This window comes from Shewanella sairae (genome assembly GCF_023283535.1).
Classification (GTDB): Bacteria; Pseudomonadota; Gammaproteobacteria; order Enterobacterales; family Shewanellaceae; genus Shewanella; species Shewanella sairae.
The window spans coordinates 97,998-123,565 of sequence record NZ_JAKILT010000008.1 but is presented as its reverse complement, the minus strand read 5'-3'; the positions used below and the strand labels follow the sequence as shown (position 1 = coordinate 123,565).

Genomic DNA, 25,568 nt, shown 5'->3' with positions numbered 1-25,568 from the left:
TAGCTTCAACTACTGGCTCAGCTTTCACTTCAACAGGTGCTGCAACTTTAGCTTCAACTACTGGCTCAGCTTTCACTTCAACAGGCGCTGCTACTTTAGCTTCAACCACTGGCTCAGCTCTCACTTCAACAGGTGCTGCAACTTTAGCTTCAACTACTGGCTCAGCTTTCACTTCAACAGGTGCTGCAACTTTAGCTTCAACTACTGGCTCAGCTTTCACTTCAACAGGCGCTGCAACTTTAGCTTCAACAACTGGCTCAGCTTTCACTTCAACAGATGCATCTGCTTGTGGCATTTGCACTGATGCAACTTCAATAGGCTCAATTGCTGTTTCAGCAACAACAACTACAGGTGCTGGAGAAGTAACAGTTTGCTCTGCTTCTATTGCTGGCGCTTCTACTTCATTAGGGATAAACGCTGGCGTTGCGTTGTCATCACCATGTTGTGCATCTTCATCGCGACGACGACGTTGTCCTGCAGCTCTTAGGTGGCGAGGACTACGACGGCTTCTGCGCTGACCTTCACGAGGTTCACGAACGTTTTCTTCAGTAGATGTCGCATCTTCTGTTGTTTCTGCCACAGTGTCAGCGTGAGCTTTTACTTCAGTCGCTTCAACTTTGCTGTCTACAGCAGGCTTTGGCGTTTCAACTGCAGCACTTTCTGTGCTCACTGCATCAACTTGTTCAACCGTCTCGGCTTCAACTGCTTTTTGGCTTACGTGGTTGACGCTTTGGCTTAGCAGGCTTGTCATCCGTTGATGGCTTAGCTTGCACTGGCGCTTCTGTCACTGCAACGTCAGCTTTTAACTCTTCTTGCTGTTCGTTGTTTACACGTACTTTGCGACGCATGTTACGACGTTGACGGCGTTCACGTGCAGCTTCTTGCTTAGGCTGTTCGTTAGTTGTCTCTGTCTTATTCTCTTTGCGTGGCTTTTCGTTACGAGTTTGACGCTTGTTCGTGTCTTCAGAAGTACGGTTGTCGTTATTCTCGTTGCGATTGTTTTTGCGTTTATCTTTTGACTGCTCGCTGTTTTCATTGCGGCTATCATTACGATTGCGACGCGTGTCGTTACGACGGTTGCTATTACGGCGGTTGTTATTACGACTTTGATTACGGCTGTCTTTGTCCTGCTTCTTAGGCTCAGCTTTTGGCTCTTCTTTACTACCAAATAGCGAGCTAATTGCAGCAGCAATCTTAGCGAAGAAACCAGGTTCTTCTTTCTTAGGTGCAGCAGCTGGTTTAGTTTCTTCAATCACCGCTTTTTTAGGTGTAGAGAAACCTTTCAGTGCCGGCTGTGGCGCCGCAGCTCGCTCAAGTTTACGAGGCTCGTATAGCTTAGACTCTTCTTTTTCAAGTAACTTGTAGCTTGATTCGCTGATTTCATCATCTTTACGATGACGTACAACACGGTAATCCGGTGTTGTCATATTTGGATCTGGGATGACATACACTTCAACGTTATGACGCTTTTCAGTGATGCGAATCGCTTTACGCTTTTCGTTTAGTAGGAAAGCTGCAACATCAACAGGCACTACCGCTTCAATTTGCGAGGTGTTCTCTTTGATTGCTTCTTCTTCCATTAGACGAAGAATTGATAATGCTAGCGATTCAGTACCACGAATCGTGCCTTGGCCATGACAGCGAGGACACAAGTGAGCGGCTGATTCTTCTAAAGAAGGACGTAGACGCTGGCGTGACATTTCCATCAAACCAAAACGAGAAATACGACCTAATTGCACACGAGCGCGGTCATGATGAACGGCATCTTGCATACGCTTTTCAACTTCACGTTGGTGACGCACTGGCGTCATATCGATGAAGTCGATAACAACCAAACCACCTAAGTCACGTAGACGTAATTGACGGGCAATTTCGTCAGCGGCTTCTAAGTTAGTGTTTAGTGCCGTTTCTTCGATATCGCCGCCTTTGGTTGCGCGAGCAGAGTTAATATCGATAGACGTTAGTGCTTCAGTTGGATCAATAACGATTGAGCCACCAGATGGTAGACGCACTTCACGTTGGAAAGCAGATTCAATTTGCGTTTCGATTTGGTAGTGAGTGAATAATGGTACTTCAGCGTCGTAGCGTTTAATACGCTCAACAAAATCTGGACGAACTAGCGAAACGTGTTCTTTTGCTTGTTCGAAAATACGTGGGTGGTCAATCAGGATTTCGCCAACATCGCGACGTAAATAGTCACGGATAGCACGTACAATCACGTTACTTTCTTGATGGATTAAGAAAGGTGCAGGGGCACTTTCTGATGCTTCTTTAATAGCAGCCCAGTGGTGCTGTAGTACCTTAAGATCCCATTTCAGCTCTGCTGGGTCTTTACCAACGCCCGCTGTACGAACGATTAGACCCATGCCTTGTGGTACTTCTAGCTCAGCAAGTGCAGCTTTAAGTTCAGTACGCTCGTCACCTTCGATACGACGTGAAATACCGCCAGCGCGAGGGTTATTTGGCATTAGAACTAGGTAAGAACCTGCAAGACTGATAAAGGTAGTAAGGGCTGCGCCTTTGTTGCCGCGCTCTTCTTTATCAATTTGAATGATAACTTCTTGGCCTTCTTTAACCACTTCCTTAATGCTAGGACGGCCTTGGAAAGAGTAACCTTTTGGAAAGTATTCGCGAGCGATTTCTTTAAGTGGAAGGAAGCCGTGGCGTTCAGCACCGTAATCCACGAAAGCCGCTTCTAAAGACGGCTCTACGCGAGTGATTGTGCCTTTATAAATATTGGCTTTCTTTTGTTCATGACCTGGGCTTTCAATATCCAAATCATACAGTTGTTGCCCATCAACAAGGGCAACGCGCAACTCTTCAGATTGAGTCGCATTGATTAACATCCGTTTCATGATGACGTAATTCTTCTTTATATAAGGTCATCAAACGCTACATATTTCACTGCATTACGGGCCTAGGATTAAAAAACAAAACCTCACGGCTGGTCTCTAGGCAAGGTGCGCAATAACTGTTAGACGCATTCGCTGCGTGTCGCATCCTATTTATGGCTTATTTTTTTATGTTTACAAAAAACAAGGAATTCGTTGTTAAATGTCAACCAACCCCATAAATTCTTTAAATACTTTCCGGTAATGCCAATTCGAAATGGTAGCGTCTGACGACGAGTTAAAATTATTCTTCGAAATTGGGGCGTTTCAGTCGAGAAACCAGTTATAAATTGGGCTTTAGTTTTGATTTAGTCGTGAAGGCGTATTTTTTTGCCTTTTTATTGATACAACGACCTGTAAATTAACGATTTACTATCAATCCTTAAACGTTTTTAGTCTCGTACTGATACGTCATGTACCGCTGGCTTTGGGACGATTTATCCAATAGTTGCCAGCAATAGCGAGGGAAATATAGCAATAATAGATAAAATCAGCAAATGGAAAGGCACAATTCTTTTCAGTTGTTGTACAATGCTCTGCAACGAAATACATAACGGCGCAGTATGAATACTCCATCTCCAAAAGCACAAGTCCAAATGGTTACTATTGATGAGGACCATGTTGGACAACGTATCGACAATTTTCTTCTAACAAAACTTAAGGGTGTGCCTAAAAGTATGATCTACAGGATCGTACGTAAAGGCGAGGTTCGTGTGAACAAGAAGCGTATTAAGCCTGAGTATAAATTGGCTGATGGCGATATCGTACGTGTTCCGCCGGTAAGAGTGTCTGAAAGTGAAGGCCGCCCAGGTCCTTCCGCCAAATTGACTAAAGTATCGCAACTTGAAGAACGTATTTTATTTGAAGATAAATACCTCATTGTGCTAAACAAACCATCAGGCATTGCCGTTCATGGTGGTAGTGGCGTTGAATTCGGTGTAATTGAAGCGATGCGCTCACTGCGTACGCAGCAAAAGTTTCTTGAGTTAGTCCATCGTTTAGATAAAGAAACCTCTGGTGTGTTACTCATTGCTAAGAAGCGCAGTGCTCTGCGTCATCTGCACGATCAACTTAGATATAAGAAAATGCAGAAAGACTATGTGGCACTGGTTAGAGGTGAGTGGCAAGCTCATGATAAAATTATTAAGGCACCTTTGCTTAAATTGACACTGAAATCTGGTGAGCGGATTGTACGTGTTAACAAAGAAGGTAAAGAGTCTGAGACGCGTTTTAAGATTTTACAGAAGTATGAAGATTCAACCTTAGTACAAGCAAGCCCTGTTACTGGGCGTACGCACCAAATTCGTGTGCACTGTCAATTTACAGGTCATCCGATTGCTTGTGACGAAAAGTACAGCGAACAAAAGTTTGACGACTCTATGCGTGCAAAAGGATTAAACAGATTGTTCCTTCATGCTGCGCAGTTAAAGTTCACGCATCCTGAAACAGAAGAAGTGATGCAAGTTAAAGCACCATTAGACCCAATACTCGAATCAACCTTAAAGAAGTTAAAGAAAGTATGAAATCTTACGAATTAGTCATTTTCGATTGGGATGGAACCTTAATGGACTCCATCAGTAAAATTGTTACTTGCATGCAGCAGATGGCGCAGACGCTGACAATAGCGACGCCATCAGAGCAAGCGGTGAGAGATGTAATTGGTCTTTCCATGGAGGAAGCGTTAAAAACGCTATACCCATTGCAGTCGAATATAGATTTTGAGCCGATGATTAGTTCGTATAAAGAACACTACTTAACGCTTAATAATACGCCAAGCCCACTATTTGATGGTAGCGAGCAGCTGTTAAATGAATTGTCTGCTAGGGAATATCGTTTAGCCGTTGCAACAGGAAAAGGTCGTAATGGTTTGAACCGAGTGCTATCAGAAACCGGGTTAGGCCACCATTTTGAGTCGAGCCGCTGCGCTGATGAGTCTAAAAGTAAGCCTAATCCGGACATGCTTCATGAACTTTTAGAAGAGCTAAAAGTGAAACCTCAAAGAGCCATAATGATTGGCGATTCACTGCATGATTTGAATATGGCTAATAATGCCGGTATTGACTCCGTTGGTGTGAGTTACGGCGCGCACAGTGAATCAAGGTTATTACTGGCGAAGCCTAAAGCAATTATTCACCGACCAATTGACCTGCTTAATGTTCTAGAGTAATTGAGTCTGTTAGTGTTTGCTGTGTAGTTTGAATAACACTAAATGGTGTCGGCCGGTTTTATTGGTGAACGAGACCATTTTGCTTATGCTTAAACATTTCACTGTCTGCATGGCTGATTAGCGATGACACTTCTATCGAGGTATCCGTCACTAAGTGTAGGCCTATACTGACACTTAGGTTTATTGTCATGCCGTCGACTTTTAAGCTTGTGCACAAAGCGCATTCGAGCTGTTTACGCAGAGTGTGTAATATTCTCTGGTAAGCAAAGGAATGTTCCTCATCAACAAAAGAGGTGATTACAATAAACTCATCACCACCGATGCGGGCAATAGTATCGCAATCCTTAGTAGCCTTTTTCAAAATCTCAGCGACCGCTTTCAAAACCAGATCACCAATTTTGTGGCCATAGTTGTCGTTAATTGACTTGAAATTGTCGATGTCTAAATAAGCAATGACTAGCTTTTTCTCACCCTGTTTATCTATTAAAAGCTGCCGCTCGAACTGCTGAAACAGTGAACGTCGGTTGGCAAGTCCTGTCAGGCTGTCATGATTTGCTAGATACTCGACTTTGTTTTTAGCCAGCTGTAGCTCTGTTATATTATGCGCGGAAACTATTGAGCCTTTTATATTGCCGTGCGAGTCATAATAAGGGTTGTGGTGTACATCTAAAAAGAGAGGCTGTTCTATATGAGGTGGGTGGATCCATAATTGAGTTTTGATTTGTTCGCCCTGAAAGCAACGATCGAGCAAAGGCTTTATTTGGTTTTCAAAGGTCAGACGGCCATGCAGTTCAATAACGGTTTTGCCAATAATTTCATCTTGCTTTTGATTGAACAGTGTTTCATATCCTTTCGAAACAACGCGATAAATATAATTTGTATCAACAAAGGACATATATTGCTCGGAGCTTTCAATCATTTTCTCTCGGCGAACCAGCTCCTGGGTAATGATATGACGATGGTACTCTACACCGACTCTTTGTGCTAATAGTCGAAAAAACTCTTTAGATTTGGTGTTTTCAGATTGGGGGAGGGTATCAAGCACAAATATGTGACCTAACACCTCGCCATCATCAGCGACAATTTTTTCAGCTTGGTAGCTATTGGCCCCTAATGACTTGATAAGCGAAAAATCAGGAAAGCGGTTTTGTAAATCCTTACTGAAAAGTATGTGGTACTCTTCAGTTTTTAAATAGACTTGCTCGCACGGGGAACCTTTAAGCTCAAATTCAAAACTCGGCAAACTTTGTTTACCGTCACAAAATGCAACGACTTCACCGAATCCTTTTCTTGCCGATGGTTTTGCAAACCCTGCCCAGCGACATTGGGTAACTAAAGTGAGTGCGCTGAGTGCTCGATTAAAAAAACGTTCATCGGTATAAGGCGCAGCAAGTAAAGCAAGAGCTTCCTCAATGTTGGTCATAATTCCATTCTCAACCATTATGTCGTCAATAAAGCAACTAGCCGTAACTAAAACCTTTTTGTCGGTGAAAATTGATTTCACCGAGCATAAATGAGCACTTCTAGTCTAATTAGTTAGGCTAATTTTAGTTGAGTTAGATTCAATTTGCTGTTTATTTGCAGTCGCTGAACTCCTGCGTACGCTAGGTTTGAACCTTTATAAGATGTGTATACCTTGTTTAGTTAATAGATCGATAAGAGAGATGAGTGGTAAGCCTATTAAAGTATTGGGATCTTTGCCTTCTAGTCTATCAAATAGAGCAATTCCTAAACCTTCGCTTTTAAAGCTTCCGGCGCAGTAAAATGGTTGCTCGAGATCAACATAATTACAGATCTGTTCGTGAGTCAATGAACGGAAGTGGACAATGAAAGGCTCTACTATCGCTTCTTGCTGCCCGTTTGCACCATTATGAACAGCAAGGCCAGTATAGAAAGTGATAGCTTTACCGCTCGCTGCTGTAAGCTGCTTGATAGCAGTGTCTCGATTAAGTGGCTTACCTATTATGTGCCCATCGATAACGGCAACTTGGTCTGAGCCAATAACAATGGCGTTTGGATTTTGACTCACCCCTGCAGCTGCTTTACTGTTTGCCAAACGATAGACCAACTCAGAAGGGGATTCATTCTCAAAGGCGGTTTCATCGACGTCGGGGGAGCAAGATGTGAATTCTAGTTGCAGCTTTTCTAATAGTTGCTGCCTAAAAGTCGAAGTTGATGCGAGTACAATTTTTGCTGACATGAAAAGACCTTCTGTTAGTCCGGAACTGGGAACTCAATATGTTGAGACTGTGGCTCTGTTTATTTGTACATCGTTTATTGTTTCAAAGTCTAATGGCGATACGCGAGCAGCAAAAATGCCGTTTAACAGTAAAAGTTGCGCTTAACTCACTAGCCCAAAACAAAATAGATAGACATTAATGTCGTGATTGTATCAGTTGTCGCTGTAATTTGATGCAATAGGCGCATGTTAAGTTAGTGTACAGCTTTGTCAGTTATCTTTGGGGGAGTAATGACAAAGGTGGAGACGGATATGTTCAAGTTATGGTTAGCGATTATTATTATGTTGTCGATAGTTGTCCATCTCAGTGGCGATGTGAGTCGTCCTTTCTACCCAACAATATTGTTTGCTATGGTGCTCGGTGCGTTAGCAAGAGAAGTGATAGCCAAACTTGATCATATTGTTGTGCACTGGGCTGCGGGTACTATCAATAAGGCAGATGAAAATACGATTAGTAGTAAGCGTTAATGTTTGTTGAATGACACTGGTTGTTTTTAAGTGAGCTTGGTAGTCATCATTTGATTTTCACTATTCAAGGTTGGTAAAGCGAGCGCTAAAGGTTTAACCATTATTGCATTTGATGAATATTTACAGCCAGACACGATAAGCGAGATTAATGGTCTATCTTTAATCATGGGTTTATTCTTCTGTAGAATGCTGCTTGTAGTGCCGGTTAGTTCTGAACGCTACCATAGGCCGGTGCTTTTACGAACACTTAAACCATTTTGTATGTGAAATTTAATGTCATGACGGCTGCCTTTCTTATATAATGCGGTCACCTAACAACTCACTTAGCCGATGAAGTCTGCAATAATTCAATGCAATCATATGAGGGTATTGACTTTGTGGAATTTCACGGTAATATGCGCGCCTTATGCAAACAGTAAAGATACCGGTTTCAATTGATCCCGTTCGCGCTGCCAGTAGCCAACTTTCTTATGAGGGCTTGGTTCCAGGTAAGCAGTTAAAGCGATTAAATGAATTATGTGCCGGCGACTGTTCTGATGTGGCAGTGTCGCTTGAATGTGGCGTCGATATACAGGGGATAGTCTACCTTAACGGGAAGGCTGTGACGGAGCTCACTCTGGATTGTCAACGTTGTATGACACTATTTACCACTGAGGTTACGGTCGAGTTTAGTTTCGGCCTTTGTAAGACTGAAACTGAAATCGATGAGCTCCCGGATGCGTATGAGCCTATTGAGTGCAATGAAATTGGCGAAATTCGTCTGCATCAATTGATCGAAGATGAATTGATAATCGCTATGCCTCTAATTGCCATGCATGAGAATGAAGATTGTCATCTTGGTAAGCAAGATATAGTGGTAGGCGAGATCGAACCCGCTCAAGAGGAGCGTCCAAATCCGTTTGCAGTGTTAGAAAAACTGAAGAGCAAGTAATCTAGGAGACAGGGCCAATGGCTGTACAACAGAATAAAAAATCTCGTTCAAAGCGCGGTATGCGTCGTTCACACGATTCTTTGAGCACAGCTCAACTATCTGTGGATGCAACGAGTGGTGAACTTCACCGTCGTCACAACGTGACTGCGGACGGTTTCTACCGTGGTCAAAAGGTTATCAACAAGTAATTTGTTGAGACCCTTATGACAAATCTGACGCTTGCGTTAGATGCGATGGGGGGCGACTTTGGTCCCCGCATCACAGTGCCTGCATCTTTGCAGGCACTTCGCTCAACCCCCTTTCTAAAAATTGTACTCGTGGGCGATAAGTCCCAAATTGACGTACATTTAGCATCAGCTGAACCCGATATTAGAAGCCGTATTGAGATCAAACATACAACTGAAGTGGTTGCTATGTCAGATCGACCTGTTCACGCGTTAAGAAGTCGTAAACAAAGTTCTATGCGAATAGCCATAGAGTTAGTGCGTGATGGTCATGCTCAGGCGTGTTTAAGCGCTGGTAATACCGGTGCGTTAATGGCGATGTCCAAGGTATTGCTTAAAACGCTGCCGGGTATCGATCGTCCAGCATTAGTGAGTTGTTTACCTGCTGTAAATAATACGCCTGTCTACTTGTTAGATTTAGGTGCTAATATTTCTTGTGACTCTGAAACCTTATTTCAATTCGCTGTAATGGGTTCGGTGCTCAGTGAAACGGTTGATAAAACGGTTTCTCCAAAGGTTGCTTTACTGAACGTAGGCATCGAAGAAATTAAAGGTAATGATCAGGTCCAACAGGCTGGTCAATTACTGCAACAAATACCTCAAGTAAACTATATTGGTTTTATTGAAGGTGATGAGATTTACTCTGGCAATGTAGACGTGATTGTTTGTGATGGTTTCGTTGGTAATATCACTTTGAAAACTTCAGAGGGTATTGCGCGTTTGTTAGTCCATCAACTTAAAAAAGGACTAGGAGAAGGCTTTTTTGTCCGTCTTCTCGCAAAAATCATCGCTCCACGTATACGTTCTTTGTTAAATCAGATGAACCCCGACCACTACAATGGCGCAAGTTTGATAGGATTGCGCGGAATCGTAGTAAAAAGTCATGGGGGCGCAGATGAAGCTGCTTTTTTGCAAGCCATAAATTTAGCAGTAACTGAAGCGCAACGTCGACTCCCACAGATGATTGAAGATCGTCTTGAGTCGATTCTTTTAGACATTAATAGCTGATAAATTCCTTATGCATACAAAAATTCTTGGTACTGGTAGCTATCTACCGGTACAGGTGCGCAGTAATCTTGATCTTGAAAAAATGGTTGAGACTACCGATCAATGGATCGTAGAACGTACTGGTATTTCAGAACGTCGAATCGCAGCAGCGGATGAAACCGTTGCGACTATGGGGTATCAAGCTGCATTAAAAGCCATCGAGATGGCGGGTATAGATGCAACTGAAATCGACATGATTGTTTGTGGTACCACAAGTGCTAGCAATGCTTTCCCTGCAGCGGCTTGTGAAATCCAGGCTATGCTAGGCGTGCACACTATTCCAGCGTTTGATATTGCAGCGGCTTGTTCAGGTTTCGTATATGCGCTATCTGTTGCCGACCAGTTTGTAAAATCAGGTGCAGCTAAGAATGTATTGGTGATTGGTGCCGATGTGCTGTCACGCTTATGTGAACCAGAAGACCGCTCAACCATCATTTTGTTTGGTGACGGTGCTGGTGCTGCGGTTATTGGACGCTCTGACGAGCCAGGCATTATTTCAACGCATATCTTTGCTGATGGTCGTCAAGGTGACTTGTTAAAATGTTCTATTCCACCGCGCAAAGGGGAAACCTCTGAAGCTGTTGGTTATATGACAATGAAAGGCAACGATGTATTTAAAGTTGCCGTGACTCAGCTATCTCATGTGGTGACAGAAACACTACGCCATAACAATGTTGATAAATCTGAAATCGACTGGTTAGTGCCGCACCAAGCAAACTTTAGAATTATTAAGGCGACTGCCAAAAAGCTGGATATGAGCTTAGATAAGGTGGTGTTAACGCTTGCTAAACACGGAAATACGTCTGCTGCATCTGTGCCAATTGCACTTGATGAAGCCGTTAGAGATGGACGTATTCAGCGTGGTCATTTAGTTTTACTTGAAGCCTTCGGTGCAGGATTTGCCTGGGGAAGTGCTTTAGTTCGTTTTTAATTAACGCTCGAATTTATTTTAATAAGTAGACGCGGATTTAAAGGTAGATAAATATGGAAAATACGGCTTTTGTATTCCCAGGGCAAGGTTCGCAAGCATTAGGCATGTTGGCCGAGCTTGCACAATCACAAGCAATTATTGGTGAAACCTTTGCTCAGGCAAGCGGTGTATTAGGTTACGATTTATGGCAATTGGTTCAAGAAGGGCCTGTTGAAACATTAAATGAAACTGATAAAACTCAGCCTGCTTTATTAGCTGCTAGTGTCGCCATTTACCGCGCATATTTAGCATCAGGCAAAGCTGCACCAAGCATTATGGCTGGCCATAGCTTAGGTGAGTATTCTGCACTAGTTTGTGCTGGCGTGATTGACTTTGAAGCTGCAATTAAACTTGTTGAGCTACGCGGTCAATTAATGCAACAAGCTGTGCCTGCTGGTACTGGCGCGATGTTTGCCATTATCGGTTTAGATAATGACGCGATTGCTAAAGCGTGCCTAGAGGCTGCTGAAGGCGCTGTCGTTAGCCCTGTTAACTACAATAGCCCAGGTCAAGTAGTTATCGCAGGTGAAAAGGCCGCTGTTGAGCGCGCCGCCGCCTTATGTAAAGCTAACGGCGCTAAAATGGCCGTAGCGTTACCAGTGAGCGTGCCTTCACATTGCCAACTAATGAAGCCTGCTGCCGATAAGCTTGCTCTAGCATTAGCGGAAATCGCATTTAACGCGCCCACGGTGCAGGTGATCAACAATGTTGATGTTGCCAGCCCTCAAACTGCAGCTGACATAAAAGATGCACTTGTGCGTCAATTATATTGTTCAGTACGTTGGTCGGAAACTGTTGAGTTAATGGCATCAGAAGGTACGACTAAGTTGTTTGAAATGGGACCAGGAAAAGTGTTAACTGGTCTGACTAAACGTATTAATCGCTCGCTTTCAGCGCAAGCTGTAAACGATGTTGCATCATTAACGGCGTTGACCGAATAAGGAAATCTGATGAGTATAAGTTTTGATCTGACTGGTAAAGTAGCCTTAGTTACTGGCGCGAGTCGTGGTATTGGCCGTGCAGTAGCAGAAACCTTAGTTTCAGCAGGTGCGGTGGTAATTGGTACAGCTACTAGTGAGCGTGGCGCTGAAGCGATTCAAGCTTATTTAGGCGATAAAGGTCACGGTCTTGTTTTAAACGTAACTGATGGTGATTCAGTTAAAGCTTTGTTTGAAACGATTAAAGAAAAAACGGGTGATGTTGATATTTTAGTCAACAACGCCGGTATTACTCGTGACAATTTGTTAATGCGTATGAAAGATGACGAATGGAATGATATCCTAGATACTAACCTAACATCTCTATTCCGCACCTCAAAAGCGGTGATGAGACCAATGATGAAAAAGCGTCATGGACGTATTATCAATATTGGCTCTGTTGTAGGCACAATGGGCAATGCAGGGCAGACAAACTACTCTGCAGCAAAGGCTGGTTTGATCGGATTTACAAAATCTCTTGCAAGAGAGGTTGCATCTCGTCAAATTACAGTTAATGCTATTGCTCCTGGATTTATCCAGACTGACATGACAGATGAGCTGACGGAAGACCAGCAAAAGGCTATTATGTCGCAAGTGCCAATGGAAAGGCTTGGTCAGGCGCAGGAAATTGCTAACGCAGTCCTCTTTTTAGCGTCAGACTCTGCTGCTTATATCACTGGAGAAACTCTTCACGTGAATGGCGGCATGTACATGGTTTAAAGGGAACGGCAGGCTGTTACCGCCTAGTTGGGGTGATCTGCATCAACTGCAAGCTTGATTGTGGTTAGACCACGAAAGTTAAGCTTGCAATGTCTGCCAAATTCAATAAACTACTCGCAATCTTGCGCAAGTGCGTAATTTGAATAGGAAAGAAAACTAATGAGCAACATCGAAGAACGTGTAAAGAAAATCATCATCGAGCAACTAGGTGTTAAAGAAGAAGACGTTAAATCAGCAGCATCTTTCGTTGACGATTTGGGTGCAGATTCTCTAGACACTGTTGAGTTGGTTATGGCTCTAGAAGAAGAGTTTGACACCGAGATCCCTGATGAAGAAGCTGAAAAGATCACTACTGTTCAAGCAGCGATCGATTACGTTTCTAAGAATCAGTAATCTAGAATTCTTGAAAACAGGCGGCAATTATGCCGCCTGTTTTTGTTTGTAAAGCCGCTGGTTGATGCAAGCTTTTACTCTTCGCTTTCTCAATACTTATTGACCCAAATAAAGTATTACTCCAACCAGAACTGGCTTATACCTCATGAACACATATGTTCACGTTATAGGTATGGTAATTGGTAGTTCAAACTCTTTGCAGCTATCATCGTTATTCATTTTTAAAGTAAAAAGGTGACCGCGTGTCTAAACGTCGAGTAGTCATAACGGGCTTAGGCTTAGTTAGCCCTGTGGGAAATACAGTAGACTCTTCTTGGAAAGCACTGGTTTCAGGCAAGAGTGGTATTGCACCAATCACTAAATTTGATGCGAGCGAATTTACGACTCGTATTAGCGGCTCAGTAAAAGACTTTGATGTTGAGCAATACATGTCTCGCAAAGATGCACGTAAAATGGATTTGTTTATCCAGTACGGCATGGCTGCAGGTATTCAAGCTGTCGAAGACTCTGGTCTTGAGATGGATAAGCTTGATCCTGCACGTGTGGGTACCGCTATTGGTGCTGGTATGGGCGGTATGCCACTTATCGAGCAAAACCATTCAGCTATGCTTAAAGGCGGACCTCGCAAGATTTCACCTTTCTTTGTACCTAGTACCATTATCAACATGATTGCCGGTCACTTGTCGATTAAATACGGCATGACAGGTCCAAATTTCGCGGTAACAACGGCTTGTACTACAGGCGTACACAATATCGGTTTTGCTGCGCGTACAATCGCTTATGGCGATGCTGACGTTATGGTTGCCGGCGGTGCTGAAGATGTCACTTGCCCATTAGCCGTTGGTGGTTTTGGCTCAGCTAAAGCCTTATCAACCCGTAACGATGACCCTGAAGCAGCGAGCCGTCCGTGGGATAAAGACCGTGATGGTTTTGTTATCGGTGATGGCGCTGGTGTGATGGTGGTTGAAGAATACGAGCACGCCAAAGCTCGTGGCGCAACTATTTATGCTGAGCTTGTAGGTTTTGGTATGAGCGGCGATGCGTTCCATATGACATCACCACCAAGTGACGGTGCCGGTGCTGCTGCAGCCATGGTTAACGCGATAAATGATGCAAAAATTGGTCGTGAAGAGATTGGTTATATCAATGCTCACGGTACGTCGACTCCTGCTGGCGATAAAGCAGAAGCGGCAGCTGTTAAGTCAGTGTTTGGCGATCACGCCTATGACTTACTTGTAAGCTCGACTAAGTCAATGACGGGTCACTTACTGGGAGCTGCGGGTTCAGTTGAGGCCATCATCACGATTTTGGCATTGAAAGATCAGGTGATCCCACCAACACTCAACCTAGACAACCCTGATGAAGGTTGTGATTTGGATTTTGTACCGCACACAGCTCGTGATTACAAATTTGACTATGGTCTTTGTAACTCATTTGGTTTTGGTGGTACTAACGGTTCATTACTGTTTAAAAAAGTGTAAGCCTAAAACCTTATATCCAAAGCGCCGAAAGGCGCTTTTTTATTATGTGGGCTTAACTAAATCATGAGCTGCTTCACATAATTTAGGCGTTATATTAACGCTTGATAACGCCAAGATTAACCTTAGTTAATGTGCTGAAAAGCCAGTAGAATATACGTGTTTTTAGGCAGATACTGCGGCATCAGCTCATGTTAAGAGCGCAATGTATATCTTACCTAAGGAACACGAAAGTGCTTAATCCAATTGTTATTCCTATCATGCCTATCTTAGGCATTATCACCGCTAATATTAATGAGCTTATTCGCGGTGAATCTTCTGCGCGTCTACCGCAGCTGCAATTGGGCGTAAAAACCTTCAATGCAGCAGTTGCTGCTTTTAGCATTGTTTGGTTTGCACTGCTGATCACTGCCATTGATGTGAGTAATGCCAATAGCGTTATTGCGGGTATTGAAGTGATGGGGTTATTTTTAGCTGGTATCGCTATCTATACCATATCTAACGGCGGAAAATATTTTGGCGCGACAACTCAGCTATGGGTTTATCGTTTAGCTCTGCCTTTGGTGTTAAGTGGTAGCTTTTTAGTCGGTCAGTTTGGCTAAACGTGCCGATGTAAAGAATTTGGCGTAAGATACTCAATAGTCAGTTAACGCATTGAGGTCCGATATGGCCGGTTTAGAGAGACAATTAACATTAAGGTTTTTGGCAGAGCCTGCAGACGTTAATTTTGGCGGAAAAGTACACGGCGGCGCCGTGATGAAATGGATTGACCTTGCGGGTTATGCATGTGCAGCAGGGTGGAGCGGTAAGTATTGTATTACCGCTTATGCAGGCGGTATTCGATTTGTTAAGCCTATTCATGTGGGCAACATCGTTGAAGTGACTGCAAAGGTGATTTATACCGGTCGTACTTCAATGCATTTAGGCGTTGATGTAAAAGCGGGTGACCCTAAAGATCAAGATAGGCATTTAACCACTCACTGTGTATTAGTGATGGTAGCGGTTGACGATGAAGGTCAACCGACCGAAGTACCTGATTGGAAGCCGGAACTGCCAGCGGATATTGAACTGCGAGAATCAGCAATACGATTGATGGAAATGCGCAAAAAGATTGGTGCAGAAATGCAAGCGCACGTCGATCTCCAGCCTTCGTTACAAGTACCCTAAAGTGCCGAGTTTGTTCATGCACAGAAGCTAGCCTTTGGGCTAGCTTTTTTTTTCTAGTTTCCCTGTTATTTTTCAAACAAGCCTTTAGAATGGCTTCAAAATATAAATAATCTGACTCTACAAATAGGAAGTGAAATGGCTAAAGTTGCATTTATCGGTTTGGGCGTAATGGGTTACCCAATGGCGGGACATTTGGTTAAAAATGGCCATCAAGTGACTGTTTATAATCGCACTGAAGCTAAAGCAAAAGCGTGGGTTAACGAGTTCGGTGGCGAATATCAATTGACTCCCAAAGCGGCTGCTGAAGGACAAGATATTGTGTTTGTTTGTGTCGGAAACGATGATGATTTACGCCAAGTGACTTTAAGTGATACAGGCGCATTAGCCGGCATGACAGCAAATAGTATTTTAGTTGATCACACAACCGCTTCCGCCGATGTCGCGCGTGAAATTGCTGCAGTCGCCGAATCACTTAATATTGGCTTTATGGACGCTCCGGTATCTGGTGGTCAGGCTGGGGCAGAAAATGGCGTATTAACCGTTATGGTTGGCGGAGAACAAGCAACGTTTGAAGCTGCAAAGCCGATTATGGATGCCTATGCTCGATGCGCTGAAAGGCTTGGTGAGGTAGGTGCTGGTCAACTGACTAAAATGGTCAATCAAATCTGTATCGCAGGCGTAGTACAAGGTTTAGCTGAGGGATTACATTTTGCGCGCAGCGCAGGCCTTGATGGCGAAAAAGTGGTAGAGGTGATAAGCAAAGGTGCCGCCCAGTCTTGGCAGATGGAAAATCGTTATCAAACCATGTGGCAGGGCGAGTATAACTTAGGGTTTGCGGTAGATTGGATGCGCAAAGATCTTGGAATTGCACTAACTGAAGCGCGTCGCAATGGCTCACATTTGCCTTTAACAGCATTAGTCGATCAATTCTATTCAGAAGTGCAAGCTATTGGCGGTGCACGTTGGGACACATCAAGTCTATTAGCAAAACTTGAAAAGAACCGCGGTTAATAGTTTAGCTGCAAAGAGCGTTTAATTTATTAAAAAAGGACCACATTCGTGGTCCTTTTTACTTTGTGATTAACACACTACAGATTGCTTATTCTGGCTCAACCACAATATGCTCGAGCTCAACGACTGCAACGCTATGCAATGCATCCATAGCTGCACCCACTAGTGATACAACACCTTTAGATGATTCAATCAATACAGCGCGATTGATCTCGCTAAAGTCACGGTTATGGCGCGCCATTGTCGATAATGCCATTTGCATTGGCTGCATAGATGGATTAAATGCTGCGTTTTCGGCATAGCGTCCACAGTATGTTGCACCATCTTTAGTTTCTAGTACCACAGCTGCGTAGTTTTTAGTGTACGGTGCGTAACTGAGGCTTGCATGATCAAGTGCTTCGATGATCATAGGATCGTTCGAGTCTAGTGTCAGCGTATGCAACTGCTTACTTAACAAAGGTGCGGTGATATTGAGGTCGCTTGGACCGAATGCATAGGGCAGATAATGCGATAGTGGCGCTGTGGCTTGGTCTGGCAAATGAATATTGACCTTACTGCCTTCTACTAGCTCGTTAATAAACTGACGGCAATGTCCGCAAGGTGAAGCATTAACAATAATGTCCTCAATTACGCTTTCGCCACTCAACCAAGCATGGCTGATTGCGCTTTGCTCGGCGTGTACTGAATGAAACAATGCTTCGCCAGGTAGCTCAATATTCGCGCCCATATAAATATCGCCACTCTTACCTTTGGCAATGGCACCGACATAAAACTCACTGATTGGTGGGCGTGCTAAAGCTGCTGCAATAGGTAATAGTGCTAAAAGTAATTCATCGAGCTCCATTCCTGTTTGCTTTTGTAGCTCAGCAAGCTGTTGTGCATCAATATGACCCGCAAAATCTTGGTCAAGCAAGGGCACGATTGCCGTTGCTAGTGTTTCAGGTAACTTAGCTATGCTTTTTAAAAATCTGTCTTGCATATGCTATTTCCTTTTTTGTTAACGCTAATGAAATATCATTCTAGTAAGCTTGTTACAACTAGAATGCGACGGAGGTCTCATTTTTTGCTTAGTTAGTTTATAGGCTTCTAAGATAATGACACAAAGCTTGTAATAACTTTTGCTTAGATTCATCTTGCTCAGTTTCTTCAAGCAAGTTTTCTAAGCGAATAATATAGTCTGGATCATTCAGTCGGCCTTGGCAGAATTCGCGCCAGCGGTATTGCTCTGAGTCGCTTAGCGTTTCAGGGTAGTTACGCGCACGATATCGATACAGCATTTCAGCAAGGCGCTCATCGTCAAAATCAAGCTCAATTGCCGCTAGGTTGCTTGGTTGAGTGTTACGGATGATCTCAATTTTTGCTTTGTCTGCTGAACTAAAAAAACCACCACTATATAAAGCTTGGTCGGCGTCTATAGCCCTTTCTTCGTGTTCAACGTCAAATACTGCTACTAGTTTTTCTCTAAGCTCAGGATGTTGTTTTAACTTCTTATATTGGGCTCTTGCAAAGGCTTTATCGAAGTCCAGTCTCGCAGCATTCTCATCTGTTAAGGTATTTGCCGGTGCTATAAACGGGCTCTTATTGATGTGGATTTGTTTTAAACCAATAGGTAGTTCATCAGGCGCTAAATCGCTGCGGCGGGTATACATGCGCTCACGTATTTCTTCAACGCTAAGCTCAATAAGCGGAGACACATCCATAGCCAAGTTAACGCAAATCACAGCGTTTTTGTTAGTGGAGTGGTAGGCTACAGGGGCGATAATCGTGGTACAGCCATTTAGCGCACTGATCTTAGAGCTAACATGTACTAGCGGTTTCATGTCTAGCACATCAATTAACTTAGATACTGCTTGTTTTTGTCTAAGGCTAAAATAATAGTCAAACAGCTTAGGTTGCACACTCTTGATTAGCTTAGCCATGTCGATGGTGGCATAAACATCAGACATAGCATCATGCGCTTTCTCATGACTTAAGCCATTGGCAACGGTGAGTTGTTCTAGCTTAAAACTAGGAGAACCGTCTTCTTTTTTTGGCCAATTAATGCCTTCAGGTCTAAAGGCATAGCAAGCTCGAACTAAGTCAATAATGTCCCAGCGGCTATTGCCGTTTTGCCACTCACGCGCATAAGGATCTATAAAATTACGATAAAAACCATAGCGCGATACTTCATCGTCAAATCGTAGCGAGTTATAACCAACAACACAGGTTTTTGGCTGACTGAATAGACCATTAATTTTATTCATAAACTCGGCTTCTGGCATCCCTTTTAGGTTAGCTAGTTGCGGAGTAATCCCGGTGATTAAAATTGCTTCTGGTGACGGTAGGTAATCATTGGCGACCTTACAATAAAAAGTTTCTGGCTCACCGATGATATTGAGATCCATATCCGTGCGTACGCCTGCAAACTGAGACGGCCTGTCTTTGGCTGGGTTGGCCCCAAAAGTTTCATAATCGTGCCAGAAGAGGGTGGGTTGGTTATTCATAGACATAGAGTGTTGTGGCTATTACAAGCAATAAATGCGTTCATCATAGCACTGCCTCGATAGGAATGTCCTAGTTTCCTTAATACAACTCAAGTACTTTGCTGGAGTTTGCAGCAGTTTTATCCGCTGGTTCAAAGTGGGTTGCCGTAGTAGAATAAGCGTCCTTTTTAGACCTGTGATAACAAGCATCATTTCCCTAAGCGAACGATTGGCTTCAAATGACTCAAACGATCTAGTTGTCGAGTGATTAAATGGCATTTGCTTATTGTGTTTTAGATTCTCTGCTTGCACGTCTAACAGATTATTATCCGGCTATATTTGTACGTGTCATTTAATAATACGTGCGTCAGGCTTTGCCGTTTGGAGATTGAAATGATTTACCGTTGCCCTTTATGTCAGCAAGCATTATCTAAAGAAGATAAGACTTGGTGTTGTCCTGCCAACCATAGGTTTGATTGTGCCAAAGAGGGCTACGTTAATCTGTTACCGGTACAAAAGAAGAAGTCCAATGATCCGGGTGACAATAAAGAGATGATGTTTGCTAGACGTGAATTTCTTAATAAGGGCTATTACCAAGTATTGAGTGATAAAGTAAACCAGCTTGCTAATGAGTATGCTCAAGATGCACGTTTTGGTGTTGATATTGGTTGTGGTGAAGGTTATTACTCAAACCGTTTAGTAGAAAGCTTACCAGAAGGCTTTAGCCTTTATGGGGTCGATATTAGTAAGTCGGCGCTAAAGTATGCCGCTAAGCGTTATCCTAAAATTTCATTTAGTGTTGCTAGTGCGTTTGATATGCCGTTTCCGGACCAGAGTTTCGACTTTATGTTGAGGATTTACGCCCCTTCATTAGATAAGGAGCTTAAACGTGTAATTAAGCCCGGTGGGATTTTGATTACGGTATGCGCTGGCCCAAGACACCATTACGCTCTGAAAGAGCTTATTTATGATAACCCGAAAGAGCATACTCAAGAATCGTCGCAGATAGATGGCTTTGAATTGATCCATCAACAGCGAATTGAGCAACAGCTGGCACTGACCGATGCGGCAGACATTAGTCACTTTTTACAAATGACACCTTATAACTGGAAATTAACAGAAGAAAATAAATTAGCCTTGGCTAAATCAGGTTTGAGCTGTGAACTCGATTTTAAAGTAGAAGTCTTCCGAGCCTTATAAATCAAAGGTTACAGCTTGCTGGTTATTTCTTAAGCAGTTATGGGCGAGTAAGTTTTAATTTGCAGATGTGTGTTTTTTGATCCATTTAGCAAGCTTTAGAATTATAAGTAAAAACACCTTAAATTCCGACACGAATGAGTGTTGACTTATGATGAGAATGGTTTATAGTGTTTGCAGCTTGAAGGTTAGGCTTATTTTTATGTGTTCAATACGACAATGTTCGTCCTGTTAACATTAAGTAAACCGGCATTTTCCAGCTTTACCGCCGTTAAGGCTTTAATTTATATTTACAGGATTCAATATTATGTCTCAAGTTACTGGCGTTGTTAAGTGGTTCAACTCTGATAAAGGTTTCGGATTTATCGAGCAAGAGTCTGGTCCAGACGTATTCGTACACTTCCGCGCTATCAACTCTGACGGTTTCAAAACTCTTGACGAAGGTCAAAAAGTTCAGTTTACTGTTACTCAAGGTCAAAAAGGCCCACAAGCTGAGAACGTAACTGTAGTTTAAGTTACCAGCTTGATTAGCACTAGCTAATCACACAGAATTTCGAAGAGCCGTAGTTTACTACGGCTCTTTTTTCGTTTAAATATACTGTTTTTCATTATTTTCCGCTATTAATAAGATCTTACTCTTATGTCTCTGGCAGTTTCCTCGTTAGATTAAAATTAAACAGACTTTCTGGTTAGCTTTAGCCGAGTCAGCATTAAGCTCTTATTTGTTTAGCCAAACTTCCTGTTTTGCTCCCAGCCCATCAGCTCATCAGCCCAACCACTGCTGCAATCTAGCAAGGATTCTATTTGGCTAGCATTAGGTGCATTAGGTGCATTAGGTGCATTAGGTGCGGTCATCTAGTGATACCAATCAGTATAGTAATTTGATCTACTCAGAGCGATTTTTGGCAAACTGATTCAAGGAGGATAGCCGAAAGAATGGTCTTGTATGTTCCCGACACGCAATAGACATTCCCGCCATCTGTGGAGGTCGGGTGTGGTGAATGTCATTAAAGCAGGAGCACTTAATGACCTTGTCTCAGTGCCGCTAAACTCTCGCTGAGCGACCAAATCTCTATACTAATTGGTATTCTCAACTGATGATTGAAGCTATCTAATAAAAAACGGCGCAATTAGCGCCGTTTTATATCAATGTTTATTTAGACGGTGTTTAGGAGAATAACTTTTCTTCTAACGTGCGTCCTTTTAGCAAGGCTTTATATTGCCAATTACGTTGTTTAAAGAGGTTAAGTAGTGCGATTTCAATGCCATAAACTTCTGCACTATTATGCTTAATCAAGAATTGGTTTGATTGTCTTTCTTCGATAGAGCTAATGTCAGCGAGGTTTAATACGGCTTCAATTAACGCACTAGGCTCACAGTGCTGCATGGTTAAGGTTATATAGTCGTCATGCTGGGACTCATTCATCGATACTGATTGACGCAGTTGTCCATGCTCCAGATAAAGCACTTGATCACATAGCTTTTCCAGTTCATCTAAATTATGTGAGCTGATAATGAACGTCGTGTTGGTTGATAACGACTTTACCAGTTCACGGATCTTCTTAGCGTTAGCTGGATCAAGCCCGGCAGTGGGCTCATCAAGTAGAACTAGCTCAGGCGTTCCCATTAATGCTTGTGCAATGGCAACTCTTTTAGCCATACCATGGCTTAACGAACTAGGCTTTTGTTTAGCACTGCTGGCTAAATCAACTAAATTAAGCACGCGCATGGCTTCGGCTTTGGCATTTTTATCGCTATAGCCTTGTAGTGTCGCAAAAAAACTTAACTGGGTGAGTACGTCTAGATTAGGATCTAATGTTGCATCTTGTGGCAGTGATGCTATACGTCCAAGTAACTCGGGCGAACCCGGCTTATGACCGAGTAAGTTCACCTCTCCTGCAGATGGCGCTATATAACCGCATAGTAGGCTAAAAAGAGTGGTTTTACCGGCGCCATTTGGACCGACCAATGCAATTGGGCTACCGGCATGTAAGGTTATATCAACTTGATTTAATGCTTTTTTATCGCCATAGGATTTAGATAACCCTTTGCAGTTAACTAAATTCATAGTGCACTCCTATTGATATACATTTTGCCTAAAAATAACAGTACTGCAGCTTGAATTAATGCGACTGGTGCATACATAAAGGTTTGCAAACCTTGTGTATTTATCATCAAAGAGATCTGTGCGCCTGGTAGAGCCCATTTCAACTCGCTAATAATGGGCAGGTAATTATTAATAATCGCGATGCTAATCGACATCGCAGCCCATACTAAAATGGCATAAATGGTCGCTTGGCGTGCAGAGTTGGCGTACAAAGATAAAATTGCCATTAAAGCGGTATAGGGCAGTAGTACAATCATTAAGTTCATTGTGACGATTAAGCCCGAACTGATTGCTGGTAGTAGCAGACTCATATCACGAGTAATAGCCAGTAAAATGGTCGCGATTACAGTGAGTGCTAGCAGAAGACATTGCAGCGCCATATGTCCTATAAAGCGACCGAAAAACAAGCTGTCTCGACCCACTCTTAAGGACAAAAATCGAAAGGTTCCACGGGCCTTATCGGTAGCAAATTGATCGGCAGATACAAAAATACTAAATAGCGGAAAGATATAAAGTGCTGCAATCCAGTAAACGGCAAGCTCTGCAACAGGCCATTTGAACAATTCACTTAACGTGTTAGGACCGAAAACGCCTTCGATGATCCCTCTAAAGTCAGGGTTGATTAAAAAGCTTGATGCACCGCTAATCGGGTAAAGTAAAATCAATAGCCAAACCAGTGCGAAGGCAATAAGGGCGATAAGCCCACGAGGGTTAAATAGCATTTTTTTGATTTCAAACTTTGCAATTAACAAAGTGTTTTTCAGCATGCTATTTTTTGTGGTTGTTTCGGGGGCATTGTTTTCCAAACGGATCCCTTAATATTAAATACAAAGATTACAAATAGGTTAACACTGATTAGAACTCAGCGTTAACCCTAAGTTGATGGTAAACATTAGCGATAGTTAACAATAGAAGGACGGGGGATTACTCTAGTAAGTCAGCAAGCTGAGCTTTTAGTTCAGCTAACTCTTGTTCAAGTTTAGTGACTCGCTCTTCAAGTGCCTTGTTGCTCTCTTGCGCAGCATGGGCAGTTAATGGCTCTGAAGCTAGTTCTGATTCTTGTATACTCATGCTGTGTAAAGCGGGGGGGGATTGCTCATCATCATTTAGTGGAGCAAATAGCTGACGATAGCGGGCTTCGCGTTTGCCTGGCTCTTTTGCCATTAGCGTGACTAACGGCGACTCTCGCCTTTGTAGGTCCTGCAATGTGGCTTCAGCTTCACTGACATCACTAAACTCATGTAAACGGTTGCTACGAGTTCTAAGCTCCCCCGGAGTTTGAGGGCCTCGGAGCAGCAACAAACAAATGACTGCAAGCTCTGACGATTTAAGCTGAAGATCGCTAAACTCGGTATTACAAAAGCGGTGCTTATACTTGACTACGCGACTGCCAAACCCCGATTGTTCTGAAATCAGTCTTTTTTTACTTAGGCTATCTAAGGTGTTTTGTACCTCAGATTCACTGAGATTTAACACGGGTTCGCGGCTGGTTTTTTGATTACAACCTGAGGTTAAACTGTTTAATGAAAGGGGATATTGCTCGGGCGTAGTGATCTCTTTTTCAAGCAAAACGCCAATGACGCGAGCTTCGTGTAAAGTCAGTTCCATAATAACCTCTTAATAAAAAAGCATGACTTTGTTATAACAGAGCCATGCTTTAATACAAAGAAAGTTTTCGCGGGTAAGCCTTGTAATTGGTTGTTTTACAAGCGATATGGCGCTATTACTCTTCTAAACGGATACCGTCTGGTGAGATTGTGATCTGTTTATTCTTATACAGACCGCCAATACTCTTTTTAAAGGCTTTCTTGCTCATCGATAATTGAGAATAGATGACTTCGGCATCCGTTTTATCGTTTAACGGTAAGAAACCGCCGGCTTGCTTAAGCTTGATCATAATTGTGACTGAGTGCTTATCAAGCTCTTCTTTTGCGCCTTTTTGTAAGATTAAGTCAATTTTGCCGTCACTACGCATGCGTTTAATATAACCTTTCAGCTTTTGACCAAAGCTGAGGCGGGTATAAACTTCATTGCGGTATAGCACCCCCCAATGGGTGTTATTAATAATGGCTTTGTAACCAAGATCGGTAGAACCACCAATTATTAGGTTAACCTCTTCATCATTGCGGAATTTTGGCTCAGTTAAATCTAAGAACTTATCGACTTTAGCTGACGCTACAATACGGTCATCGACATGGCTAGTATAGATGTAAACTAAATAAGATTTACCCACCTCGATGTCTCGGTGTTGCTCACCGAAAGGCAATAGTAAGTCTTTTTCTAAACCCCAATCTAAAAAGGCACCATAAGGACCGTTTTCCTTTGCTTCTAAATAAGCAAATTGACCAACTTGTGCATAAGGGCGCTTAGTTGTTGCAATGATCATGTCTTCTGAATCTAAATAAAGAAATACATTAATCATGTCGCCAATTTGGCATTCCTTCGGTACAGCTTTACGAGGAAGGAGGACCTGGCCCATTTCTTTAGCGTCTAAATAGACACCAAAATCAACTTGTTTGACGACTTCGAGCTTACAGGTTTTACCTATCTGGATCATGATGTTCTCTACTTTAAAAACAGTAACGATTAATTTCAGCTGCGATTATAGTGGAAAACAATTCAATATGCTTTAGCCCACGTAAACTAATGCACTAACAAGCAGAATTTACTGTAATTAATTGCGGTGATTTATCACATTTTGAGGGTGAAACAGTACGTATTGTTATCACCCTATTATAAGGTGACAATAATTTAGCGTTTAATTAGCACATGAGTATTGCAATCTAATGAGTCTCAAGGTTTAATTGCGCCGCAAAAAATTCAACCATAAAAATAGAGCGATTCGTCGAGACATTTTTCAGATGCTGATGCCGTACGTGGTAAGCTAATTTTTAAAGTCATAAATAGACTTTTATGGATAGGGTTTTACATGCTAGGTTTAAAGGCATAGATTTATTAGTTACCATAAAAGTTCAGGGAGCCTTGGGTTTGTTGGGTATGCCTTGAACCTCAATACTCATAAAGCAGCGTGGCTGCCAGAGTATTAGATTGGATAGTTTGTACTTTATAGGTAAATCAGAATTATACTGATTTAATCAATCGCAAGTTGATGTAACCCT

Annotated in this window: 25 protein-coding genes and 1 pseudogene; 16 read left to right on the top strand and 10 right to left on the bottom strand. The window is 42.7% G+C overall.

All coding sequences use genetic code 11. From position 1 onward, the window contains the following. Positions 1 to 2,855, bottom strand: a pseudogene (rne, locus tag L2748_RS05225) (ribonuclease E); the annotation flags it as partial. Between the two features lie 599 nt (positions 2,856 to 3,454). Between rne and rluC the strand changes: the two are divergent. Both rluC and L2748_RS05215 read left to right on the top strand, forming a co-directional pair. Then, positions 3,455 to 4,414, top strand: a complete 960-nt coding sequence (rluC, locus tag L2748_RS05220) for a 23S rRNA pseudouridine(955/2504/2580) synthase RluC (RefSeq protein WP_220781050.1) — start codon at positions 3,455 to 3,457, stop codon at positions 4,412 to 4,414. Further along, positions 4,411 to 5,058, top strand: a complete 648-nt coding sequence (locus tag L2748_RS05215) for an HAD-IA family hydrolase (protein ID WP_220781049.1) — start codon at positions 4,411 to 4,413, stop codon at positions 5,056 to 5,058. The genes rluC and L2748_RS05215 overlap by 4 nt, the downstream gene beginning before the upstream one ends. 58 nt (positions 5,059 to 5,116) lie before the next feature. Here L2748_RS05215 and L2748_RS05210 read toward each other — a convergent pair whose 3' ends face one another. Together L2748_RS05210 and L2748_RS05205 are read right to left on the bottom strand one after the other, a co-directional pair. After that, positions 5,117 to 6,481, bottom strand: coding sequence for a sensor domain-containing diguanylate cyclase (locus tag L2748_RS05210; protein WP_220781048.1), 1,365 nt, complete (start codon positions 6,479 to 6,481; stop codon positions 5,117 to 5,119). A 195-nt stretch (positions 6,482 to 6,676) separates the two neighbouring features. Beyond that, the gene (locus tag L2748_RS05205; RefSeq protein ID WP_220781047.1) at positions 6,677 to 7,258 is read right to left on the bottom strand and encodes a Maf family protein; all 582 of its coding nucleotides are present in this window, start codon (positions 7,256 to 7,258) and stop codon (positions 6,677 to 6,679) included. Positions 7,259 to 7,549: 291 nt separating this feature from the next. Here L2748_RS05205 and L2748_RS05200 point away from each other — a divergent pair, with 291 nt between their 5' ends. From L2748_RS05200 to L2748_RS05145, 12 genes are all read left to right on the top strand, one after another. Next, entirely contained in the window at positions 7,550 to 7,765 is a 216-nt protein-coding gene (locus tag L2748_RS05200; RefSeq protein WP_220781046.1) for a hypothetical protein, read from the top strand. Between the two features lie 406 nt (positions 7,766 to 8,171). Further along, positions 8,172 to 8,696, top strand: a complete 525-nt coding sequence (yceD, locus tag L2748_RS05195) for a 23S rRNA accumulation protein YceD (RefSeq protein WP_220781045.1) — start codon at positions 8,172 to 8,174, stop codon at positions 8,694 to 8,696. Between the two features lie 17 nt (positions 8,697 to 8,713). Next, positions 8,714 to 8,884, top strand: a complete 171-nt coding sequence (gene rpmF / locus L2748_RS05190) for a 50S ribosomal protein L32 (RefSeq protein ID WP_020913118.1) — start codon at positions 8,714 to 8,716, stop codon at positions 8,882 to 8,884. A gap of 15 nt (positions 8,885 to 8,899) precedes the next feature. Then, positions 8,900 to 9,928, top strand: coding sequence for a phosphate acyltransferase PlsX (gene plsX / locus L2748_RS05185; RefSeq protein WP_220781044.1), 1,029 nt, complete (start codon positions 8,900 to 8,902; stop codon positions 9,926 to 9,928). Positions 9,929 to 9,938: 10 nt separating this feature from the next. Then, positions 9,939 to 10,898, top strand: coding sequence for a beta-ketoacyl-ACP synthase III (locus L2748_RS05180; protein ID WP_220781043.1), 960 nt, complete (start codon positions 9,939 to 9,941; stop codon positions 10,896 to 10,898). A gap of 53 nt (positions 10,899 to 10,951) precedes the next feature. Continuing rightward, positions 10,952 to 11,878 (top strand): ACP S-malonyltransferase, encoded by a 927-nt coding sequence (gene fabD, locus L2748_RS05175; RefSeq protein WP_220781042.1) that lies wholly within the window; start codon positions 10,952 to 10,954, stop codon positions 11,876 to 11,878. A 9-nt stretch (positions 11,879 to 11,887) separates the two neighbouring features. Continuing rightward, positions 11,888 to 12,634 carry a 3-oxoacyl-ACP reductase FabG gene (gene fabG, locus L2748_RS05170; RefSeq protein WP_220781041.1) on the top strand — a complete coding sequence of 249 codons (747 nt, stop codon included), beginning with the start codon at positions 11,888 to 11,890 and terminating at the stop codon, positions 12,632 to 12,634. A gap of 159 nt (positions 12,635 to 12,793) precedes the next feature. After that, positions 12,794 to 13,027 (top strand): acyl carrier protein, encoded by a 234-nt coding sequence (acpP, locus tag L2748_RS05165; protein ID WP_011496723.1) that lies wholly within the window; start codon positions 12,794 to 12,796, stop codon positions 13,025 to 13,027. A 242-nt stretch (positions 13,028 to 13,269) separates the two neighbouring features. Continuing rightward, positions 13,270 to 14,508, top strand: coding sequence for a beta-ketoacyl-ACP synthase II (gene fabF / locus L2748_RS05160; protein ID WP_220781040.1), 1,239 nt, complete (start codon positions 13,270 to 13,272; stop codon positions 14,506 to 14,508). 230 nt (positions 14,509 to 14,738) lie between these two features. Next, positions 14,739 to 15,107 (top strand): hypothetical protein, encoded by a 369-nt coding sequence (locus L2748_RS05155; protein WP_220781039.1) that lies wholly within the window; start codon positions 14,739 to 14,741, stop codon positions 15,105 to 15,107. Between the two features lie 64 nt (positions 15,108 to 15,171). After that, the gene (locus L2748_RS05150) at positions 15,172 to 15,672 is read left to right on the top strand and encodes an acyl-CoA thioesterase (RefSeq protein WP_220781038.1); all 501 of its coding nucleotides are present in this window, start codon (positions 15,172 to 15,174) and stop codon (positions 15,670 to 15,672) included. 135 nt (positions 15,673 to 15,807) lie between these two features. After that, positions 15,808 to 16,683 carry an NAD(P)-dependent oxidoreductase gene (locus tag L2748_RS05145; protein ID WP_220781037.1) on the top strand — a complete coding sequence of 292 codons (876 nt, stop codon included), beginning with the start codon at positions 15,808 to 15,810 and terminating at the stop codon, positions 16,681 to 16,683. A gap of 88 nt (positions 16,684 to 16,771) precedes the next feature. Here L2748_RS05145 and cdd read toward each other — a convergent pair whose 3' ends face one another. Beyond that, positions 16,772 to 17,662, bottom strand: a complete 891-nt coding sequence (gene cdd / locus L2748_RS05140; RefSeq protein ID WP_220781036.1) for a cytidine deaminase — start codon at positions 17,660 to 17,662, stop codon at positions 16,772 to 16,774. Positions 17,663 to 17,759: 97 nt separating this feature from the next. Further along, complete coding sequence (sbcB, locus tag L2748_RS05135) at positions 17,760 to 19,172, bottom strand: exodeoxyribonuclease I (RefSeq protein WP_220781035.1); 1,413 nt, start codon at positions 19,170 to 19,172, stop codon at positions 17,760 to 17,762. A gap of 366 nt (positions 19,173 to 19,538) precedes the next feature. Here sbcB and rlmA point away from each other — a divergent pair, with 366 nt between their 5' ends. After that, complete coding sequence (gene rlmA, locus L2748_RS05130; protein WP_220781034.1) at positions 19,539 to 20,345, top strand: 23S rRNA (guanine(745)-N(1))-methyltransferase; 807 nt, start codon at positions 19,539 to 19,541, stop codon at positions 20,343 to 20,345. Between the two features lie 304 nt (positions 20,346 to 20,649). After that, positions 20,650 to 20,856, top strand: coding sequence for a cold-shock protein (locus L2748_RS05125; RefSeq protein ID WP_012155714.1), 207 nt, complete (start codon positions 20,650 to 20,652; stop codon positions 20,854 to 20,856). Positions 20,857 to 21,068: 212 nt separating this feature from the next. On the opposite strand, the gene L2748_RS24420 is transcribed toward L2748_RS05125, so the two are convergent. From L2748_RS24420 to L2748_RS05105, 5 genes are all read right to left on the bottom strand, one after another. Then, a complete protein-coding gene (locus tag L2748_RS24420) occupies positions 21,069 to 21,197 on the bottom strand; it encodes a hypothetical protein (protein WP_276516287.1) in 129 nt (42 codons plus the stop codon). Between the two features lie 313 nt (positions 21,198 to 21,510). Then, on the bottom strand, positions 21,511 to 22,410 hold the full coding sequence (locus L2748_RS05120; protein WP_220781033.1) for an ABC transporter ATP-binding protein: 900 nt from the start codon (positions 22,408 to 22,410) through the stop codon (positions 21,511 to 21,513). Further along, a complete protein-coding gene (locus tag L2748_RS05115; protein WP_220781051.1) occupies positions 22,407 to 23,216 on the bottom strand; it encodes an ABC transporter permease subunit in 810 nt (269 codons plus the stop codon). Before L2748_RS05115 ends, L2748_RS05120 begins: the two co-directional genes overlap by 4 nt. Positions 23,217 to 23,373: 157 nt before the next feature. Beyond that, on the bottom strand, positions 23,374 to 24,057 hold the full coding sequence (locus tag L2748_RS05110; RefSeq protein WP_220781032.1) for a YceH family protein: 684 nt from the start codon (positions 24,055 to 24,057) through the stop codon (positions 23,374 to 23,376). A gap of 115 nt (positions 24,058 to 24,172) precedes the next feature. After that, complete coding sequence (locus L2748_RS05105; protein ID WP_220781031.1) at positions 24,173 to 25,006, bottom strand: CvfB family protein; 834 nt, start codon at positions 25,004 to 25,006, stop codon at positions 24,173 to 24,175. Positions 25,007 to 25,568: the final 562 nt, after the last annotated feature.

Bases quoted from the DNA above. Each gene is read 5' to 3' on its own strand.
- L2748_RS05200 (WP_220781046.1), top strand. From the start codon at position 7,550: ATGTTCAAGTTATGGTTAGCGATTATTATTATGTTGTCGATAGTTGTC.
- L2748_RS05145 (WP_220781037.1), top strand. From the start codon at position 15,808: ATGGCTAAAGTTGCATTTATCGGTTTGGGCGTAATGGGTTACCCAATG.
- L2748_RS24420 (WP_276516287.1), bottom strand. From the start codon at position 21,197: ATGACCGCACCTAATGCACCTAATGCACCTAATGCACCTAATGCTAGC.
- cdd (WP_220781036.1), bottom strand. From the start codon at position 17,662: ATGCAAGACAGATTTTTAAAAAGCATAGCTAAGTTACCTGAAACACTA.
- L2748_RS05120 (WP_220781033.1), bottom strand. From the start codon at position 22,410: ATGAATTTAGTTAACTGCAAAGGGTTATCTAAATCCTATGGCGATAAA.
- L2748_RS05110 (WP_220781032.1), bottom strand. From the start codon at position 24,057: ATGGAACTGACTTTACACGAAGCTCGCGTCATTGGCGTTTTGCTTGAA.
- rluC (WP_220781050.1), top strand. From the start codon at position 3,455: ATGAATACTCCATCTCCAAAAGCACAAGTCCAAATGGTTACTATTGAT.
- sbcB (WP_220781035.1), bottom strand. From the start codon at position 19,172: ATGTCTATGAATAACCAACCCACCCTCTTCTGGCACGATTATGAAACT.
- fabG (WP_220781041.1), top strand. From the start codon at position 11,888: ATGAGTATAAGTTTTGATCTGACTGGTAAAGTAGCCTTAGTTACTGGC.
- L2748_RS05205 (WP_220781047.1), bottom strand. From the start codon at position 7,258: ATGTCAGCAAAAATTGTACTCGCATCAACTTCGACTTTTAGGCAGCAA.
- fabD (WP_220781042.1), top strand. From the start codon at position 10,952: ATGGAAAATACGGCTTTTGTATTCCCAGGGCAAGGTTCGCAAGCATTA.
- L2748_RS05215 (WP_220781049.1), top strand. From the start codon at position 4,411: ATGAAATCTTACGAATTAGTCATTTTCGATTGGGATGGAACCTTAATG.
- L2748_RS05105 (WP_220781031.1), bottom strand. From the start codon at position 25,006: ATGATCCAGATAGGTAAAACCTGTAAGCTCGAAGTCGTCAAACAAGTT.
- L2748_RS05125 (WP_012155714.1), top strand. From the start codon at position 20,650: ATGTCTCAAGTTACTGGCGTTGTTAAGTGGTTCAACTCTGATAAAGGT.
- acpP (WP_011496723.1), top strand. From the start codon at position 12,794: ATGAGCAACATCGAAGAACGTGTAAAGAAAATCATCATCGAGCAACTA.
- plsX (WP_220781044.1), top strand. From the start codon at position 8,900: ATGACAAATCTGACGCTTGCGTTAGATGCGATGGGGGGCGACTTTGGT.
- yceD (WP_220781045.1), top strand. From the start codon at position 8,172: ATGCAAACAGTAAAGATACCGGTTTCAATTGATCCCGTTCGCGCTGCC.
- rlmA (WP_220781034.1), top strand. From the start codon at position 19,539: ATGATTTACCGTTGCCCTTTATGTCAGCAAGCATTATCTAAAGAAGAT.
- L2748_RS05150 (WP_220781038.1), top strand. From the start codon at position 15,172: ATGGCCGGTTTAGAGAGACAATTAACATTAAGGTTTTTGGCAGAGCCT.
- L2748_RS05210 (WP_220781048.1), bottom strand. From the start codon at position 6,481: ATGACCAACATTGAGGAAGCTCTTGCTTTACTTGCTGCGCCTTATACC.
- L2748_RS05115 (WP_220781051.1), bottom strand. From the start codon at position 23,216: ATGCTGAAAAACACTTTGTTAATTGCAAAGTTTGAAATCAAAAAAATG.
- L2748_RS05180 (WP_220781043.1), top strand. From the start codon at position 9,939: ATGCATACAAAAATTCTTGGTACTGGTAGCTATCTACCGGTACAGGTG.
- rpmF (WP_020913118.1), top strand. From the start codon at position 8,714: ATGGCTGTACAACAGAATAAAAAATCTCGTTCAAAGCGCGGTATGCGT.